Source organism: Tautonia rosea (assembly GCF_012958305.1).
Taxonomy (GTDB): domain Bacteria; phylum Planctomycetota; class Planctomycetia; order Isosphaerales; family Isosphaeraceae; genus Tautonia; species Tautonia rosea.
Genome location: NZ_JABBYO010000001.1, coordinates 210,794 through 227,432, shown reverse-complemented (window position 1 = coordinate 227,432; position 16,639 = coordinate 210,794). Strand labels below are relative to the sequence as shown.

Genomic DNA, 16,639 nt, shown 5'->3' with positions numbered 1-16,639 from the left:
CGAGCCGTTCCGACAGGAGGCAAGGATGCGAACCCTGTCCCGACCGCACCGACAGGTGCTGTTTACCCTCGGGATTGTCGTCGCGACGATGGGGCCGACGGCCTTCGTTGCGTTGACTGCCTGGAATGTCAACCGACCAGGCCATCGCCACGACGTCGAGGCCGAGCTGGGTCGCCAGCTTGGCCTGAAGGTCACTCTGGAGGGAGTGCGATACCCGAAACCTGGCGAGATCGTTTACACCGGTGCCGTCCTCTGGCAGCGTGAGCCGAGGCGCGAGAAACAGCTCGTCGAGGTCGCTCGGGCCGATTCCCTGAAGTTCTCCCGGGATGGTCGTCGGCTCGTGCTCCGGGCTGAGGGGCTGGCACTGGCCGCCGAAGGACCCCGCCACGCCATGGACCAAGTCGGCGAGTTGCTCAGCCGAGCTGCAGGAGATGAGGCCTGGGACCATGTCGCCATCTCAGCCGATTCCTGCGCCATCGATCTCGGCGATGGGCTTCAGTACGGCCTGCGGGACCTCGCCGCCTCGTTCCGAATCGATGCCGGAGCCCCGACCGTCGAGGCCAGCTATCGCGTGATCACTCCTTCGGGATCGGCCAATCGTTGCGAGTTGGTCCTCGTCCGCGATCGCCGGGGCAACGAGCCCGAGACGATTCTGACGCTGCGAACCGCTGAGGGACTGCCGCTCCCGGCCTCGGTCCTCGACCCGTTCTTCTCCTCGGCAGATTGGATCGGCCCCGACGCCCGAATGCAGGGCGAACTGCGCCTGTCCCGGATCGGTGCAGGAGACTGGCGGGCGAACTTTTCGGGCGAGCTGATCGACGTCGACCTCGCCACCCTCGTCTCCCGGAGGATTTCCGAGCATCGGCTCGACGGCCTCGCTCACCTCGTGATTGACGAGGCCGAGTGGGGCCCGCAGCCGGTCGGCCCCGGTTCCGGCTGGCGATCGGTCTCAGGGGAGTTGCGAGCCGGTCCCGGTGCGATCAGTGCCGGATTGCTCCAGGCCCTGCAAACTGAAATGCGGTTCCCGCTGGCAGAGCGATTCCAGCTCCGGAGGGCCTCGACCTCGACCGATCAGGCCATTGCCTTCGGTGATCTCGGCGTTCGCTTTTCCATCGAAGAAGACGGCGCAGTTCGCCTCGCCGGAGCGCTAGGAGATGCGTTTGAGCCCGGTGCCGTCATGATCGAGCCCGACCGTCTGGAACCGATCGCCTTTGCCCCCACCGGCCAGGCCGACGTCTTCGGGCTCCGACGAACCCTGGGCCCCGTTGATCGACGGAACGCGGTCCTCGTCCCAGCCGACCCGACCCTGAAGTTCATCGACTATCTGCCTCAGGGGGGCAGTGCTCGATCCGAGGTCGTCCGGGCCAATTGACGTTTGTGCAATCAATCGTCCTCGAGGGGCACGAGATCCCCGGAGTCGCCCTCCGGGATTTTCCCCTCGGGGGACACGGACTTTTGAGCCTCACTCGAAGATCGGGGCCACTCGAGCCGGAACACGACCGGTCCGATGGCGATCTCGTCGCCATCTTCGAGGGCGGCTTCTTCGATCTGCTCCCCATTGATCCGGGTCCCATTGCGACTGCCCAGATCCCGGATCACCAGACCACCGGCAATCTGAGCCACGCAGCAATGGCGCCTCGATATCCGAGAATGGGACACTTGGGCATCACATTCCAGATGGCGCCCAATCAGCACAACCGGTCGTTCCAGGGGAATCGGCCGAATCAGCCCGGAGACGAGGGGGACGAGTCGGGCGGGCATGACGCGTCGGGCTCCGAGGGCTTCGCATCCAAAGGAACATCAAGGTCAGCCTGATTCCCGTTCTCGGATGGCATTTGCACAATCACCTGGATGCGACAACGATCGGCCACGGAGGCGGGAAGCATCTCCCGAACCGCGGCGGCCAGGGGATTTTCCGCAGCGGGTGCCAAGGACGGACCTGCGAGCGGATTTGAGGAGGAATCAGATCTCGCGTCGCGTGCGCGATGGTCTGCGGGAATCGTTTCTGCGAGGGTCAGTTCCTCGGAATGGCCGACCTCCATGCGGTATCGGAGGTGAGCGATCGATAGCTCGTCGCCCGATCGCAGCGTTCCTTTTTCGATTCGCTGGCCGTTAATCCGAATCCCATTCGTGCTGCCAAGATCGCGAACGATCACGTCTTCCTTGTTCTGATCTTGCATCATGCAGCAGTGGCGCCGAGAGACTCGAATCGAATCAAGCCTGGCATCGCATTGCGGGTGTCGCCCAACAATGACCATGGCCCGATCAATGAGGATATCCGAGCCCTCGTCGAGGGCGACCAATCGTATGGGCATGGAACAAAGCCCCCGGCCACCCGGCCTGTAGAATCAGAGAGTTCCAGCCCGGGAGAGATGGCCGCTAGCGATCACAGAAAACCGATCAGCTGGCATTCTAGCCAGACCCTTTCTGGGAATCCAAGAGAAAAGAATCCTCAATTCGGAGAGATTCCACGAATGAGGACGTTTGTGAGAAGTGGACATTCCAAGTCTTCGGCGACTGTTAAGGAATTGTGCATCGCCAGGGCGATCCGTCAAGGAGATTATGCCGAATTCTTGAGCAAATGGGATGCCGGCTTCCCATCCCCAGAACCGAGGCTTCCCTGATCCACGTGCCAACGCACTGCGGCGTCCAGAGCTTCCCGGATCGGTCTCGGAATCAGGCCGAGGGCCTGGAGACTCCGAGACGCGTCAAAATGCATGGTCCTGCGTGTGAGTCGAACGCCGGTCACGGTTGCCTGAGGGGATCGGCCACTCACATGATCGGCCCAAAATTCACTCACATACGCTGAAGCCAGTGCGACCGGATACGGAACCCGCAACCGTGGCGGCCGAACGCCGGTCAGCTCTCCGAGGATGCCGAGGAGTTCGAGTAGGGTCAAATTCTCGGCTCCCAGCAGGTAGCGCCTTCCCGGCGTCCCGCGTTCCATCGTCCGCAATAGCCCTTCGGCCACGTCTCGGACGTCGATCAGGTTCAACGTGCAGTCCATGACCGCTGGCAGCCGTCTGTTGCAAAAATCCAACATGAGGCGAGTCGGCGGTGAGTGCCCGCGATCTCCGGGTCCGACGGGCATCGTCGGGTTAGCGATCAGGATCGGATGCCCCGCCTGAGCTCGTTGCATGGCGGCCTGTTCGGCCCGGAGCTTCGAGAGACAGTACGGGCCCACGGCATCGTCTTCGGTGATCTCGACATCCTCACCGATTGGGCCGGTCGATCGGGCTCGGGTCAGGATACTCTCCGTACTGCAATGCAAAACCCGCTCTGCACCCTTGGCCAGACTCGCGTCGAGGACGTGAATGGTTCCGCGGTGATTCACCTCGTCAAAAGTCCTTCGATCCTGGACCCAAAGGTTGGGATTGGCCGCGAGATGGTAGATCCACCGCCCTCCCTCGACGGCCCGATCGACAGCCGATCGGTCCCGGATGTCGGCGAAGACAATCTCAACGGAGCTGGGAAGGTGCCCCACCTCCGCCCCTGGTCGCTCAAGCACACGGACTCGGCGCCCGTCGGCCACGAGCCGATCCACGAGATGACTTCCGATAAACCCTGCGCCACCCGTGACGATCGTCAGGTCATCCATGAGCGTCTTCAATCCTGAATTGTCCTCGACGGATCGCCAGGTGCCTGACCCGTCTTGGGCGAAGAGGAGTGTCGAGCCAGCAAGGCCTCGATCGCGTCGCTGGCCAGAGCGGGGCCATCTTCCTGTCGGACGAGGCGGCCGATCTCAGCCGATCGCTCGGCCGGGGCCGGGTGATCAAGCAACTGGCGGAGTGCCTCGGTAACCCGACCGGCAGTATAGCGCTCCTTCGGGATCACCCGGGCGATTCCAAGACGTTGCACTCGTGCGGCATTGTCCTGCTGATCAAATCCGAACGGCACGACGATCATCGGCCGACCAGCCCGCATCGCCTGGGCGGTTGTGCCGACTCCCCCTTGATGGACAATCGCCGCGCAGCGTGGAAACAGTTTCGAATACGGGGCATAACCGAAGGCAGCCACCCCGTCGGGCAATGACTCGGGCAAGGCGTTGGCCCCTTCCGGTCCGATCAAGAGGATCGCACGAGTTCCAACGCGGCGGATCGCCTCCAGGCTCTCGGCATAGAACTGGCCTGGAGACCAGACCGCCGACGACCCGAGCGTGAAGACCACCGGAGGCGGGCCGGCATCCAGGAACCGCTCAACCTCCTCGGGGGTGGCTTCCTCGCGCTCGTGCCGATCAAAAAGACAGAAGCCGGTCACGACCGATTGAGGGGGCCAGTCAGCCTGAGAGCGGGCAAGCTGCTCGGAAAACATGGCCAGAACAAGGTCGGGAGCGTGCTGCCCCTCGAACACCGGGTTCTCCTCGGTCGGGGGCAAGCCCAACTCGGCCCGAAACGCGTGCCAGGGCTTCACCCAGTCAATCGTTTGCAATCGACCCAGGTGGAACAGAGCCCGATGGAAGCGAGGGCCGAGCCACCTGAGCCGCTCCAGCCACGACATGATCGGCAGGACCGGCGGGTCAAGACTCGACAGAAACGAGAGTGGCGCCAGGACCGACGAGGCCCAGGGAATCCCGTCCAGCTCCGAGATGAGACGGACCGAGAAGGTCAAGGGATGGGCCACCAGAAGGTCGGCTCCCTCTGAGGCGCGTCGGGTATCCTCGAAGCTCTCGCGGAGGGCAGGCATCATCAGCTCGGAAATGACCACCTTGGCCCCTTGCCTCGAATCGAACAGGCGGGCAAGGAAGGCCTTCATCTCGTCAGGATCGGGGGCATCGGGACGAACTGGGGCAAAAGGTAACCCTTCGGCCTCGACCTTTGATCGCCAGTGCTCGCTGGTGGCGATGACCGGACAATGCCCTCGCCGCTTCAGCTCAAGACCAAGGGCGATGTAGGGGTGCAGATCCCCGAGAGAGCCGAAGGTCACCAGCACAACCCGCTTCCCGGCGGGACGATGCGCGGAAGAATCGCGATCGGCTTGTGTGTGAATGAGCGGTCCTGCCTCGACGTTCATGGCGATGGGTCGTACTCGGGAGAAGTGTCCGACGGCTCGACCACCCGGTAGAGCAGGTGGTTCGGTCCCATCGGAACAGGGGGGGTCAACACCCGACGCGACACAAGGTCCTCAAAGAGGGTTCGCGTGACGACCGGAGAATAGCCGTAGCCGCCGGGCTTGCGGTGCCGCTCGATCTCAGACCAATCGACATAGACATGCGTGATCGTTTGTCGCTTCAGCTCCTCGGCCACCTCGGCGGCGGAGCGGTCGGCGACGATCTCGGCCAGACGCTCTCGGTTGAAGACGGTGTTGTAGAGGATCGGATGCCGGAGGGAAAAAACCCCCGCCTGGCCAACGACCAGGGTGGTCGAGCCATCGGGAAGGGCTGCGTCGAGCCGGGCGAGTGAGGGCGTGGCCGTTTCCATTGCCTCCCGACGCAGGCGGTTCAGATCGGCCGTCCAGTCGATCGGCCCGCAGAGCGGAGTCGTTAAAAAGACCAGATTTGTTGCCGTCACCAGGCCAAGCACAACCGAGAGCCAGGCCGGCCACGGCTTCGACCGGGTCCAGTCGGCCCCGATCCCCGCCAGCACTGCTGCCGCCGGCAGCAGAGGCAGCCAGAAGCGGTCGAGACGGTGCGTAAGCAGGAACCAGGTCACGAACAGGTACAGGACGTATGCCGAGAGCGCCAGGATCAGTCCCCGATGCTTGCGCCGCAGCAAGGCCAATGGGACAAGCAAGGCATAGAGCGGCGAATGCCAATCGGACCGGCCAATCACATCAAGGGTTGAGGACAGGAACGCCGCTGCCGTCACCGGACGGGGACCGTGGGCATTTTGCCAGCGGGCGTCGAGGTCCGCATCCCATTCCGAGCCACCGAACACTCCATAGGCGAGTGGAAAGACTGGGTTTCCCGTATCGGCGACGTTCCTCGCCAGCCAGGGACCGACCGCAATGATCACCCCTAGGCCAAACACGACCGGCAATCGCCACATCCGTCGACGCCAGGCATCCCCCATCGCCACCAGGCCAAACGGGACGACCGCCGACACGAGCCCCGGGTACTTGCAGGCCATCGCCCCTCCGGCCAGCAAGCCGACGAACAGCCAGCAAGGGGATGATCGCCCCGTCTCCTCCCGAGGCGTCGTCCAGGCCATCGCCGCGCTGAATACCAAGGCTGCATGGTACGAGCAGAGCGGCCCCTCGACAAACGGGAAGGTCGCAAGCCGGAAGACCCAGGGGGTCGTCAGATAGACGAGGCCGGCAACCCAAGCCGATCGGCCCGAAGCCCACCGCCAGGCCGTGGCCGCAATTAAGGCGGCCGTCACCGGGGCAAAGGATGCGATCAAGAGCTGACCAGCCAGGGCCCCGAGCCACCAGTCATCCAGCACGAGCATCCCGAGCAGGTGGAGCATCTCGACAGCCGAGGGCATGCTCGTATAAACATTGTGGGAGAGAAAGGCGATTCGGCCGGTTTCAAAGGCCTCCTTCGGCCCCTGGAGGTGGTATTCGAGGGCGTCGTACTCAATCGTCGGCTGCATGGCCCCGAGGGCCATCAGGGTCAGGACCGGAGCGAGGATCAATGCCAGGCCAATCGGGCCAAAGGAAAAGGATCGACTGGGGGATGGTGAGGGGTTCCGGCGTCTGTGGAGCAGGTCTCGGCTCCAGAGAATGATCCCGACCAGCAAGAACCCTGCCAGTCCGATCCGCACCGGCAACGGCTCCAGTCCGCCCATTCGGCCAAGACCGAGCGTCAGGGCCGCGAGCAGGGTCGCCCCCGAGACGAACGCCAAGGGCCATCGGGCAAGGGGGGAGAGCCTTCGCACCAGGCCCAGCAGGCGGAGGACCCCATCGCCGAGCGAGACGGCCGACCCGGCGATCAGCAGCGCGGTCAGGACGATCGGCAAACGCTGGCCGAGATGCTCGGGATCGGACAGGTTGGCCACGGCCCTCGCCAGGTGCTCGTCGGCGGCAAGCAGGAAGTAGGCGCGCCGGAGACTCTGAAGGGTCACACCGCCGGGATCGCCGGTCGCCTCGGCACGGGCCAGGGCGTCGCGCCTCTGGGCCTCAATGCTGGGCAAGGGGACGACCATCAACCAGGTGATCGCCGCGACCTGCGCAGCAATGACCAGGGCGATCGTCCAGGAAGCCCGCGGGGCGGGGGGGGTCAGAGTGTCGGCCCGATCGACCACGGAGCGAACTCCTCCTCACCGACGCCCTGCAGCTCGCTCTTGGTGGGGGAGCCGTCGGCCACGTCCAGGATCAAGTCAAACAACCGCCGGCCAACCTCCTCGACCGGCTCCCCAGCCAGGACGGTCCCGGCATCGAGGTCCATATCATCGGACAATCGTTCGAACATCGGTGTATTCGTCGCCACCTTGATGCACGGCGACGGCTTCAGGCCCGAGACGCTCCCGCGGCCGGTCGTGAAGACTAGCACGTTGCAGCCGCCGGCGACCATACCGGTGAGACTCGCCGGATCGTATCCAGGAGTGTCCATAAAGACAAGTCCGGGAGTCGTCACCGGCTCGGCATAGTGGAGCACATCGACCAGGGCGGTCGATCCCCCCTTGGCCACGGCGCCGAGGGATTTCTCGTAGATGGTCGTCAGGCCCCCTTCCTTGTTGCCGGGAGAGGGGTTGTTATTGATCTCGGCGCCGAAGACGCTGGTGTACCATTCCCACCATTTGATGCGATCGAGGAGCTTGCGGCCGACCGCCTCGCTGACGGCGCGGCGGGTCAGGAGGTGCTCGGCCCCATAGATCTCGGGGGTTTCCGCGAGGACGGCCGATCCCCCCTGGGCCACGATCAAATCGGCCGCGACGCCAAGGGCCGGGTTGGCCGTAACGCCGGAGTTGCCGTCGGAGCCGCCGCATTCGAGGCCGACGACGAGCTTCGACGCCGGTTGATCGGTGCGTCTCCAGGAATCGGCCGCGGGCATGAGGCGGCTGACGGCTTCGACTGCGGCCTCGACCGTCCGGGCAATGCCGCCTTGCTCCTGGATGTTCAGCACGCGAGGCGGTTCCGCGCCGCTCGATTCGCCTCGGGTTCGGGCCCCGCCGAGCGTGACCAGGTGGCGCGATTCGACCAGGTGGCTGGCAAAGCCAACCTCGCAGCCGAGGCCGATCAGCACGTAAGCGGCCACGTTCGGATGGGTGGCGAACCCGGCCAGCACGCGCTGCAACTGCTCGTGGTCGGGACCTTCGAATTGAAGGCCGCACCCTCCTTTGTGGGTGATGGCGAAGACGCCGTCGATGTTTGGGTAGTCCCGTTTCCAGGCTCCATCTCGGAAGCGATCGGCGACGTACTTCGAGACGCTGGCCGAGCAGTTGACGGTACTGACGACTGCGACGTAGTTCCTTGTACCAACCCGGCCGTCGGGCCGGAGGATACCGCGGAAGGTCCGGGGGCGTTCGTTCGCGGGGGGTTCGGGACGCTCCGTGGCGAAGGCGTAGTCGCGTTCGAACAGGTCGGCCCGCAAGTTGTGGACATGCACCCAGCTTCCGACGGGGATGTCGGCTGAGGCGAAGCCGATGACCTGACCGTACTTGAGGACCGGCTGACCCGCTCGGATTGCCGTCAGGGCGACCTTGTGGCCGGGCCGGATCGGCTCGGTCGTCTCGACCGCGAGGCCGTCGATCGCCAGGAGCGTACCCGCGTTGATCCCTCGGGCCGCGACGGCCACGTTGTCCTCCTCGCGGAGCCGGATCACCGCCGGAGCCCGATCGCCGATCGCCGTTGCCATGCCGAGGTCCCTTTCACGATCCCAGATGATGCCCGCTCGGGATTGGTCCGACCCGCTTTCCCATAGCTGACCTCCAGTCTATCGCTCCCGGATCGTCACCGCGAGATCTTCACGGAGGGTGAGGTCCAAACCGCTTGGATCGGCCAGGCGAGCCGGATTGCCTGCGAAGTCTCTGTCCCATTGCAGGACCACCGAACGGAGTGCGCGGGGCAATAGCGATGAGGTGCGCCTGGATCGCGTTTCGCAACCTGTTTCCTCCCATGACGTTCCGCTCGATCAAACGGTTTGTTTCGGGAAACCGCGTCTCCCTGTCCGAGGGGTTCTTGGGGAACGCAGCGCGCGGGCGGTACGCGCTGAGGTGTGCCCCGGTGCGCCTGGAGAGATCGACGGAACCTCCGATCCTGATGAGAGTTCCGCGATTTTGCATCCTTCGTTTCGGCGATCTCCCTCGAAGAATGGGTTCCCAGGGTACCCAGGGGCGTTTGATGTGGGATGCCTGGTCGCTGGTGCGCCGGAGGTGCGGGGTTCGGTGCGCTTCTGGTGCGCCTCAGTCGTCAATCACAACTCATTCACAGCGAGAAGATTGCGCCGATTGTCACCCGTTCGTTTCTGGGAACAGCGTTTCAGGATCGGTCGGACCGGGATCACCTGCGGTTGCATCGGGGAGCGCGGCGATCGGGGAACCAGTGGGGGGACGTGATGCCGAGCCATCGGAGGACGTGATCGTCGAAGCTTGGGGGCCGGAGGGTGCGCCAGAGCCGGGCTCGGGCCGATCCGGTCGGAAAGCGGCGGAGCTTGCGGCCGAGATCGGTGGATCGCCGGTGTGGGCCGAGACAAGGAGAGAGCCCTGCTTCTGGGATCCGCATGGTCGAGCCTCCCTGAGCTGGGATCGAAACGGGCCAGCGGCCCGGGAGGTTCGATGTCACTCACACTCCCAAAGTTCCCTGCAGTCGAATTGCCAAGGAGCGGATCTCGATCGCTCGCGATTGAGGCAGGGAAAGCACGGAACGCCGCTTCCCTCAACAGAGAGTATCGAGGAATCGGGCCGCGCCAGTCACTTGAAATGGCGAGCGAGGGCGACGGCAAGGGGCTCGATGGTGTCGGAGGCGGAGTCGAGCGCCTCGTCATTGGCGGCCCATCGAGCGAGAAGCACGTGGACGGCTCCCCAGAGCAGGTCGTAGCGGATGAGTCGGAGAGAGGATTCGGTGGCATCAGGGTCGAGTCGGTAGCGGCGGCAAACCTCGACATCGACCGAGTTCTCTCGACGGCAGTTGACGGGGCGGGCCTCGTAGGCGAGGCATCGGCTGGAGGTCTCGTCGAGCATCGGGCAGGGTCGTCGGATCCGGGAAAGGGCGGCGCGGTAGGTGTCGAGAGTCGGGGCTTCTGCGGCGAGTTGCTGGTACTGCTCCGCATCACGTCGTACCCGATCTCGAAGGACAACGTACTTCGCCGGATCGAAGTGGAGGCGGACGTGCCGTGAGAGGATCTCGGCTTCGAGGTCGGTCACGGCGACGTGCTGATAACAGCAGTGGTCGCATCCGAGCTGACAGGCCGGTTCCTGGAGAATCGAAAGCCCCTGGGCCTCCCGCTCCTGACGCCAGGCGTCGTCCCGATCGCGGACCCAGGCATCGAGGACCGGGTAGAGCCATTGGGTCATGGGCTCGTCCGAGTGCTCCACGGCGATCGACTTCACCCGGCCTTCAATTTCCTTGACCAGAACCTCAAGTGACCAGGGGTCGGGCGGTGGGAGGGTTGGAGACGGCCGAAGGCGTCGGGGGATGGGGCGATCGTGTCGTGCGGGTTCGGGTCGACGGCGGGGCAAGGGGGCAGAGCTCTTGTAAACGGTGTCGGGTGGTGTCAACGGTAGCGACGATCGCCCCCGATGCGGCCGAGTGGTGGGTCTTCGCTCCGCTCGACGCCACCCCAGGGCACTTGTCTCGGCCCCCCCGATCAGGCCAGGGGTGTTTCGGTGTAGAAGATGGCGCGGAGGCGGTCGGGGTTCGTTTCGTCGGGGACGAAGCGATCGACGATGAGGTCACCGGAGCGGCCGTCGGAGAGTTCGAGGGTGTAGAGGACTCCAGGCTCGACGGCGGATTTGTCGGAGACGAGGAGGTAGCCGTTCCAGTTCGAGCGGGTGCCGTCCTGGGGGCCTAGGTATTCGATATAGACGTTGGCAGGGTCGAGCCGGGGCTCGGAACCTTCTTTGAGAATGCCTCGAAAGTGGTGCATCTTGCGATCCTCCGCCGGTCGGGCGGAGCTCCCGACGTGATTGGAGGTCGGGAGCATCGCGAGGCCGGGTTCTGGGTGGAGCGGTTAGAAGGAGTCACATGCGATGTAGGCGTTGATCACGGCCAGCTCGCCTTCCTTTCCAGGGCGGGAGTTGCCGTGTTCCATGCCGAGGATGCCGTCGAACCCCTTGGAATGGATGTGCTTGAAGATGTTGGTGTAGTTCATCTCGCCGGTGGTCGGCTCCTTGCGCCCGGGATTATCGCCGGTCTGGAAGTAGGCGACCTCGGTCCAGGCGGCGTCGATGTTGGGGATGATGTTCCCCTCGCTGATCTGTTGATGATACAGGTCGAACAGGATCTTGCACGAGGGGTGATTGACGGCCCGGCAGATCATGTAGGCCTGGGGGATCTGCCAGAGGAACATCTCGGGATGGTCGCGGAAGTGGTTCAGGGGTTCGAGCACCATGATCAGGCCGCTGGCTTCGCAAATCTCGCAGCAGCGACGAAGGAGCTCGATGGCGTTGGCGGTCTGGTAGTCGAGCGGGAGACGGTGGTCGAAGATGCCGGGGGCGATGGTCGTCCACTTCGCGTTCACGCGCTTGGCGACCTCGATCGCGCTGCGGACGTCGGCAAGGACCTTCTCGATGTGCTCGTCCTTGCCGGAGGTGAAGATGGGGTCGGAGAAGCTGGCGGTGGTGACGAACACCCCCATCTCCATGCCAAGACGCTCCATTTCGCGGGCAATCGCCTCTTGCTCCTCGACCGGACGGCGCATCATGCCGTTGTCTTCGAGGGCACGAAACCCGACGTCGGACATGAATTTTAGCTCATCGAGCACTCCGCCGGGAGCATGGTTGCGGAACATGCCGAAGTGCGGTGCGTACTTCAGACGGAAGTCGCGATGGGGAACGTCGGTGGATTGAGCTTGCGAGGCAGTCGAGACACGAGGGACCGCGGTCAGGGCAGCGCCGGCGGCCAGCCCAGCAGCAACGAAATCACGGCGATTGAACGACATTCTTGCGTCTCCATCCGTCGATCGGCCGGGAAGGTCGTTACCGAACCCGACCCGAGCGGGTCGCCGGACGACGCGGCCGTTCTCTTCTGTTGAATGTACCAGGAGGATCGGCCGCGACAATGGGCCGTCGCAGGAGGGGAGGCAGGATCGGTCTGGCTGGGAATCGATGGAAGGCTGAGTTTGTCACGATCCGCCTTGGCAAGATCGTGCGTTCGGCTATGATCGCGGGCAACCCCCTCGATCGCGCCCGTCTTCGAGAAGGCAGGCCGACTCTTTGTCCCGTCAGGGAGGACGGCATGAAGGTCCTCGCCCTGGTCGACGCTCCCGACCACGTCTGCTGTCGATACCGAGTCCGAGCCTTTGCGGAGGCCCTGGCAGCGGCCGGATGGTCGTTAACCCTCGAAGGTCTTGCCCGAGGGGCCCTTGCCCGGCCCCGCCAATTGCTCAAGGCACGGCAGTTCGATGCCGTGATCTTGCAACGCAAACTCCTGAACCCCTGGGAGATGGCGTTGCTGAGGCGATCGAGCCGTCGATTAATCTTCGACCTCGACGACGCGGTCTTCTGGCGCGATTCGTACCATCCGAAAGGGGTGCGCAGTCCGGCTCGCGAACGCCGCTTCGCCAGCCTGGTTCGTCAGGCCGATGTTGTGCTGGCCGGTAATGACTTCTTGGTCGGGCGGGCCTTGCTCGCCGGGGCGGCACCGGAAGCGGTGCGGCGCCTGCCGACCTGTATCGATCCGGGCCGTTGCCCAACGCGATCCCACGCGGAAGGATCGCCGGTCCGCCTGGTCTGGATCGGATCGTCGAGCACGCTGCGCGGGCTGGAGCAACAGCGAGACCTCTGGGACCGGATCGGCCGAGCAGTACCGGGAGTGATTCTGAGGGTCATCTGCGATCGCGCTCCCGAGTTCGGCGCCTTGCCGGTCGAGTTCGTTCCCTGGTCGGACGCAAACGAAGGCCAGGCGCTGGCCGAGTGCGACATCGGCCTCGCCTGGTTGCCCGATGACCTGTGGAGCCGGGGCAAGTGCGGCCTGAAGGTCTTGCAATACCTTGCAGCAGGGCTCCCCGTGGTAGCGAATCCGATCGGGGTTCATCCGGAAATGATCGCACAGGATCATTCGGGAATCCTGGCCGTCACTGAGGACGACTGGCTTGAAGCCGTTGCGAGGCTTGCCGGTGATTGGAATCTGCGAAGACGCATGGGAGCCGCTGCGCGAGCGACCGTCGAGAAATCCTACGCGGTGGATCGCTGGACCTCGACGTTCGTGAACGCGATGACGGGGTCGTTGGGAGGCATGCCGACACGACCGCATTTTGATGCGATCGGCGTCGGGCGCTCGCTCCCCTCGGGCCGGGTCGAGGGGACGGGACGATGAGTACGGTTGATCGTGGGACGGGATCGCGGCGGATCGCCGCCGAGCGGCTGAAGGCACACGGACCGGAAGGACGATTGTTCCAGCCGCCCGACTGGCAATGGGCCCATGCCGGCGAGGTGGGCTGGTGGGTTCGCCCTGACTGGCGATCGGTGCTGCTGACCCCTGAGGGGGCCTTGCGCCTCGACGAATGGCGGGCAAACGGCTGGGTGGAGACGATCAAACGAGGACCACACCGGATTGTCTCACGAGTGGCCCTGCCAAGCGGACCGGTTTATGTCAAACAATTCCTCGTGCCGACCTGGCGCGAGGTGCTGCGTCAGTGGTTCCGAAGGGGAAAAGGACGGAACGAGGCAAAACAGGCGAGGAAACTCGCAGCGATCGGAGTGCCGACCATCAGACCGGTGGCGCTCGGCGAGCGTCGGGTTCGCAAGTTTTTGTTTGAAAACACGCTCATTTCACCTGAAATTCCCGAAGCGATCCCGCTCGATCGGTTCCTGCGAGACGTCTTGCCATCGATGGAACGGCGGCGGGCGGTGATCGTCCGGCATCGGTTGGCCGAGGCGCTCGGGGCCTTGACCGCCCGAATGCACGAGGCGGGGATGAGGCACGATGATTTTCATCCGGGAAACTTGCTGCTCCGGCTCGACGGCGACGATCAGCCGTGGCTGGCGATGATTGACCTGGATGCGATGCGGGTGGGCAAACCGCTGAGTGCGAAGGCCGCGGCGGCGAACCTGGCACGGCTCAACCATGCGTCGCTCTTGCTGGCGAGCCGGACGGATCGACAGCGATTTCTGCGTGCGTACGTTGAGGTGCGAGGAGCGGTGCTCGGTGAACTTGGCCCGTTCACGAAGCAGGTGGTTGGGCTGACCCGTCGCTGGGCCGAGCGGCTCTGGAGGCGTCGGGCGCGGCGGTGCGTGGGGTCGAACACCGATTTTCAGGCGATTCGGGAGCGGGACCGATGGGTCGTTGCCTCGCGATCGATCGATCGGGAGACGTTGGATCGCTTGAGGGTGAATCCGGACGGTCCGTTCTCCGATCCCGACGCAGTCTTGCTGAAACATTCTCGAACAACCACCGTGGTGGAACTGACAATCCTGGTCGATGAAGCACCGACGCGAGTGGTCTACAAGCGGTTCAACCGCAAGAAGCGGCTCGAAGCGGTGTTGACGGCGGTTCGACCATCTCGGGCCTGGCGGGCCTGGCAAGCGAATCATCACCTGAGGAGCCGGGGACTGCCGACACCGCCAGATCTGCTGGTGCTTGGTCGAGATCACCGACCGGGACGTCTCCGGTGGTTCCCTTCAGGACCAAGCGAGACGTTTCTGATGACGGTGAAGGCTGAGCCGTCGATCACACTCAGTGATTACCTGGTTTCGATCCTTCCGGAACGACCCGAAGCGGATCGGATTGCGGCCCGACGCCGGTTGGCGGGAGCACTGGGCCGTCTGCTGAGGGAGCTCCACGATCGGAGTCTCTCGGATCGTGATCTGAAAGCGTCGAACATCTTGATTGAAGGGAATCCTGATGCGATTCGACCGCGATTGAGCCTGATCGACCTGGTGGGCGTTCGGTTGATCAGTCCGCTGCCCAAAAACCGACGAATTCAGAATCTGGCCCGCCTGATCGCGAGTCTGACCGAGCACCCCGAGTGGAACCGAACCGACTCGCTTCGGCTGCTGCGGGCCTATCTGCCGCAGCACGAATCGGCAGCCGGGCGCTGGAAGCAGGTTTGGAGGCGGATCGAGCGGCGAATCCGACGCAAACGAGCCCGCAACCTGAGACGGGGAAGACCACTTTCCTGACTCCCCACCCACCCCATTGAACAACGCAGATCGACGACGAGGGAGGCATCGATGAGGCGAAACACTGCGACGCAACCCAGCCCCTGCTGGGAGCGGCCGAGACTCGTGCGATCGGTGGTCCTGATTCTGCTGATGATGTCGAGTGGGTGCTCGACCCTGGCAACGCGGCACTGGGCGGGGGGAGCGACCGGAACGTCGTTGATTCCGACCCGGTATCATGCCGAGGTGGGAGCGTTTCGGGTCGCATCGAACCTGCCCATGACTGAGGACGATCCGGCGCTCCAGGCGCTGGCGGGGCTGGAGGATCGACTGGAGCGGGTTCTGGGCGTGAAGGTTGAGGACGACGAACCACCAATCGATGTCTACATTCTCGATGACAACCAGGCATTTACAACTTTTTTAATGTTTCATCACCCCGAGCTTCCCAACCGTCGGGCTTTTTTTCTGGCGGTGGGAGATGTGGCCGCGGTCTACACGGCAAGGGGCTCCCACCTGGAAGAAGACTTACGGCACGAGGCGACTCATGCCTTGCTGCACCGGGCGGTCGGGCATGTGCCGCTCTGGCTCGATGAAGGGCTGGCCGAATACTTCGAGGTGCAACCGCAGGCGCTCCCCACTGAGGCCGTCGCACGCTTCCGAAAATTAGCGGGATCGTACCGCGAGGGGTGGCGACCCGATCTGAAACGTCTTGAAGCGGTCGAGCAGGTGGCGGTGATGTCACCGACCGACTACCGGGAAGCCTGGGCCTGGACGGTGTTGCTCTTGCACGGCCCTCGGCGACAGAGCCTCGTCGCGCACCTTGAGCAGCTCCGAACTGAAGGGGAGCTGGCGCCGAGCATCTCGGAACGCTTACGGAAGGATCTCGCCCAGCTTAATCGTCAATTTCTGGCTCAGGTTTCGCCCTCGGATCATCTGGACTCGCCGCGATTGACACGCCTCCAAAGTCCACCGACGTCTCCGAGGACGGTCGCAATTGGTGGAACGGTCTCGACTCAGCCGCGCGTCATTGTGGTGACTCCCAGCGACCCCGGACTTCCCTTCCCGAACGAGCCACCGAGAGGTCCGATTGGCCGGTTGCGGGAAGGGATTGGAAACTTCTTCAACCGACTCATCCCTTGAGATCGATTGGCAGTTGATTGATCTTTGCGGCGAGGATGAAATCGTTTTCCGAAAGGCCGCCAATGGCGTGCGTAGTCAATTCGATGGCCACCTTTCGGTAGCCGACGAGGTGCAGATCGGGGTGGTGCCCGTCATCCTCGGCCAGTGCGGCGACCTTGTTGAAAAAGTCGATGGCCGCCATGAAATTCTTGACCGTCCATTCGCGGCGAATGAGCTTGCCATCGGGGGTGATCGACCAGCCCTCGACCTGCAGGGCCAGGGCGATGGCTTCGTCGGAGGTCAGCGGAGGAACCCCTCCCTCGCAGGGGAGACAGCGTTTTTTCGTCAGTTGTTCTGAGGTTGAGGGTGTCATGGGACAGGCT

The 16,639-nt window shown here is 63.9% G+C and carries 15 protein-coding genes; 4 read left to right on the top strand and 11 right to left on the bottom strand.

Annotated elements, in window-relative coordinates; genetic code table 11:
- The first annotated feature begins 25 nt into the window (after nt 1–25).
- A complete protein-coding gene (locus HG800_RS00890) occupies nt 26–1,372 on the top strand; it encodes a hypothetical protein (protein ID WP_169972735.1) in 1,347 nt (448 codons plus the stop codon).
- An 11-nt stretch (nt 1,373–1,383) separates the two neighbouring features.
- On the opposite strand, the gene HG800_RS00885 is transcribed toward HG800_RS00890, so the two are convergent.
- From HG800_RS00885 to HG800_RS00840, 10 genes are all read right to left on the bottom strand, one after another.
- Nucleotides 1,384–1,761 carry an FHA domain-containing protein gene (locus HG800_RS00885; RefSeq protein ID WP_169972734.1) on the bottom strand — a complete coding sequence of 126 codons (378 nt, stop codon included), beginning with the start codon at nt 1,759–1,761 and terminating at the stop codon, nt 1,384–1,386.
- Nucleotides 1,725–2,315 carry an FHA domain-containing protein gene (locus HG800_RS00880; RefSeq protein ID WP_169972733.1) on the bottom strand — a complete coding sequence of 197 codons (591 nt, stop codon included), beginning with the start codon at nt 2,313–2,315 and terminating at the stop codon, nt 1,725–1,727. The genes HG800_RS00885 and HG800_RS00880 overlap by 37 nt, the downstream gene beginning before the upstream one ends.
- A gap of 245 nt (nt 2,316–2,560) precedes the next feature.
- Nucleotides 2,561–3,598, bottom strand: a complete 1,038-nt coding sequence (locus HG800_RS00875; RefSeq protein WP_169972732.1) for an NAD-dependent epimerase/dehydratase family protein — start codon at nt 3,596–3,598, stop codon at nt 2,561–2,563.
- A gap of 8 nt (nt 3,599–3,606) precedes the next feature.
- Nucleotides 3,607–5,010, bottom strand: a complete 1,404-nt coding sequence (locus HG800_RS00870; RefSeq protein ID WP_169972731.1) for a glycosyltransferase — start codon at nt 5,008–5,010, stop codon at nt 3,607–3,609.
- Entirely contained in the window at nt 5,007–7,181 is a 2,175-nt protein-coding gene (locus HG800_RS00865) for a hypothetical protein (RefSeq protein ID WP_169972730.1), read from the bottom strand. The genes HG800_RS00870 and HG800_RS00865 overlap by 4 nt, the downstream gene beginning before the upstream one ends.
- On the bottom strand, nt 7,157–8,734 hold the full coding sequence (locus HG800_RS00860; RefSeq protein ID WP_169972729.1) for a UxaA family hydrolase: 1,578 nt from the start codon (nt 8,732–8,734) through the stop codon (nt 7,157–7,159). The genes HG800_RS00865 and HG800_RS00860 overlap by 25 nt, the downstream gene beginning before the upstream one ends.
- A gap of 644 nt (nt 8,735–9,378) precedes the next feature.
- Nucleotides 9,379–9,600 (bottom strand): hypothetical protein, encoded by a 222-nt coding sequence (locus HG800_RS00855; RefSeq protein WP_169972728.1) that lies wholly within the window; start codon nt 9,598–9,600, stop codon nt 9,379–9,381.
- 188 nt (nt 9,601–9,788) lie between these two features.
- A complete protein-coding gene (locus tag HG800_RS00850; protein ID WP_169972727.1) occupies nt 9,789–10,556 on the bottom strand; it encodes a YkgJ family cysteine cluster protein in 768 nt (255 codons plus the stop codon).
- Nucleotides 10,557–10,684: 128 nt separating this feature from the next.
- Nucleotides 10,685–10,963, bottom strand: coding sequence for a hypothetical protein (locus tag HG800_RS00845; protein ID WP_169972726.1), 279 nt, complete (start codon nt 10,961–10,963; stop codon nt 10,685–10,687).
- A gap of 84 nt (nt 10,964–11,047) precedes the next feature.
- A complete protein-coding gene (locus tag HG800_RS00840; RefSeq protein ID WP_169972725.1) occupies nt 11,048–11,977 on the bottom strand; it encodes a hydroxypyruvate isomerase family protein in 930 nt (309 codons plus the stop codon).
- A gap of 296 nt (nt 11,978–12,273) precedes the next feature.
- Between HG800_RS00840 and HG800_RS00835 the strand changes: the two genes are divergently transcribed.
- From HG800_RS00835 to HG800_RS00825, 3 genes are read left to right on the top strand one after another with little or no spacing between them, the layout of a single operon-like run.
- Nucleotides 12,274–13,353, top strand: a complete 1,080-nt coding sequence (locus HG800_RS00835; protein WP_169972724.1) for a glycosyltransferase — start codon at nt 12,274–12,276, stop codon at nt 13,351–13,353.
- Complete coding sequence (locus HG800_RS00830; RefSeq protein ID WP_169972723.1) at nt 13,350–15,158, top strand: lipopolysaccharide kinase InaA family protein; 1,809 nt, start codon at nt 13,350–13,352, stop codon at nt 15,156–15,158. Before HG800_RS00835 ends, HG800_RS00830 begins: the two co-directional genes overlap by 4 nt.
- A 51-nt stretch (nt 15,159–15,209) precedes the next feature.
- On the top strand, nt 15,210–16,277 hold the full coding sequence (locus HG800_RS00825) for a hypothetical protein (RefSeq protein ID WP_169972722.1): 1,068 nt from the start codon (nt 15,210–15,212) through the stop codon (nt 16,275–16,277).
- On the opposite strand, the gene HG800_RS00820 is transcribed toward HG800_RS00825, so the two are convergent.
- On the bottom strand, nt 16,267–16,629 hold the full coding sequence (locus HG800_RS00820) for a 4a-hydroxytetrahydrobiopterin dehydratase (RefSeq protein ID WP_169972721.1): 363 nt from the start codon (nt 16,627–16,629) through the stop codon (nt 16,267–16,269). The two genes, HG800_RS00825 and HG800_RS00820, sit on opposite strands and share 11 nt — an antisense overlap.
- Nucleotides 16,630–16,639 lie beyond the last annotated feature (10 nt).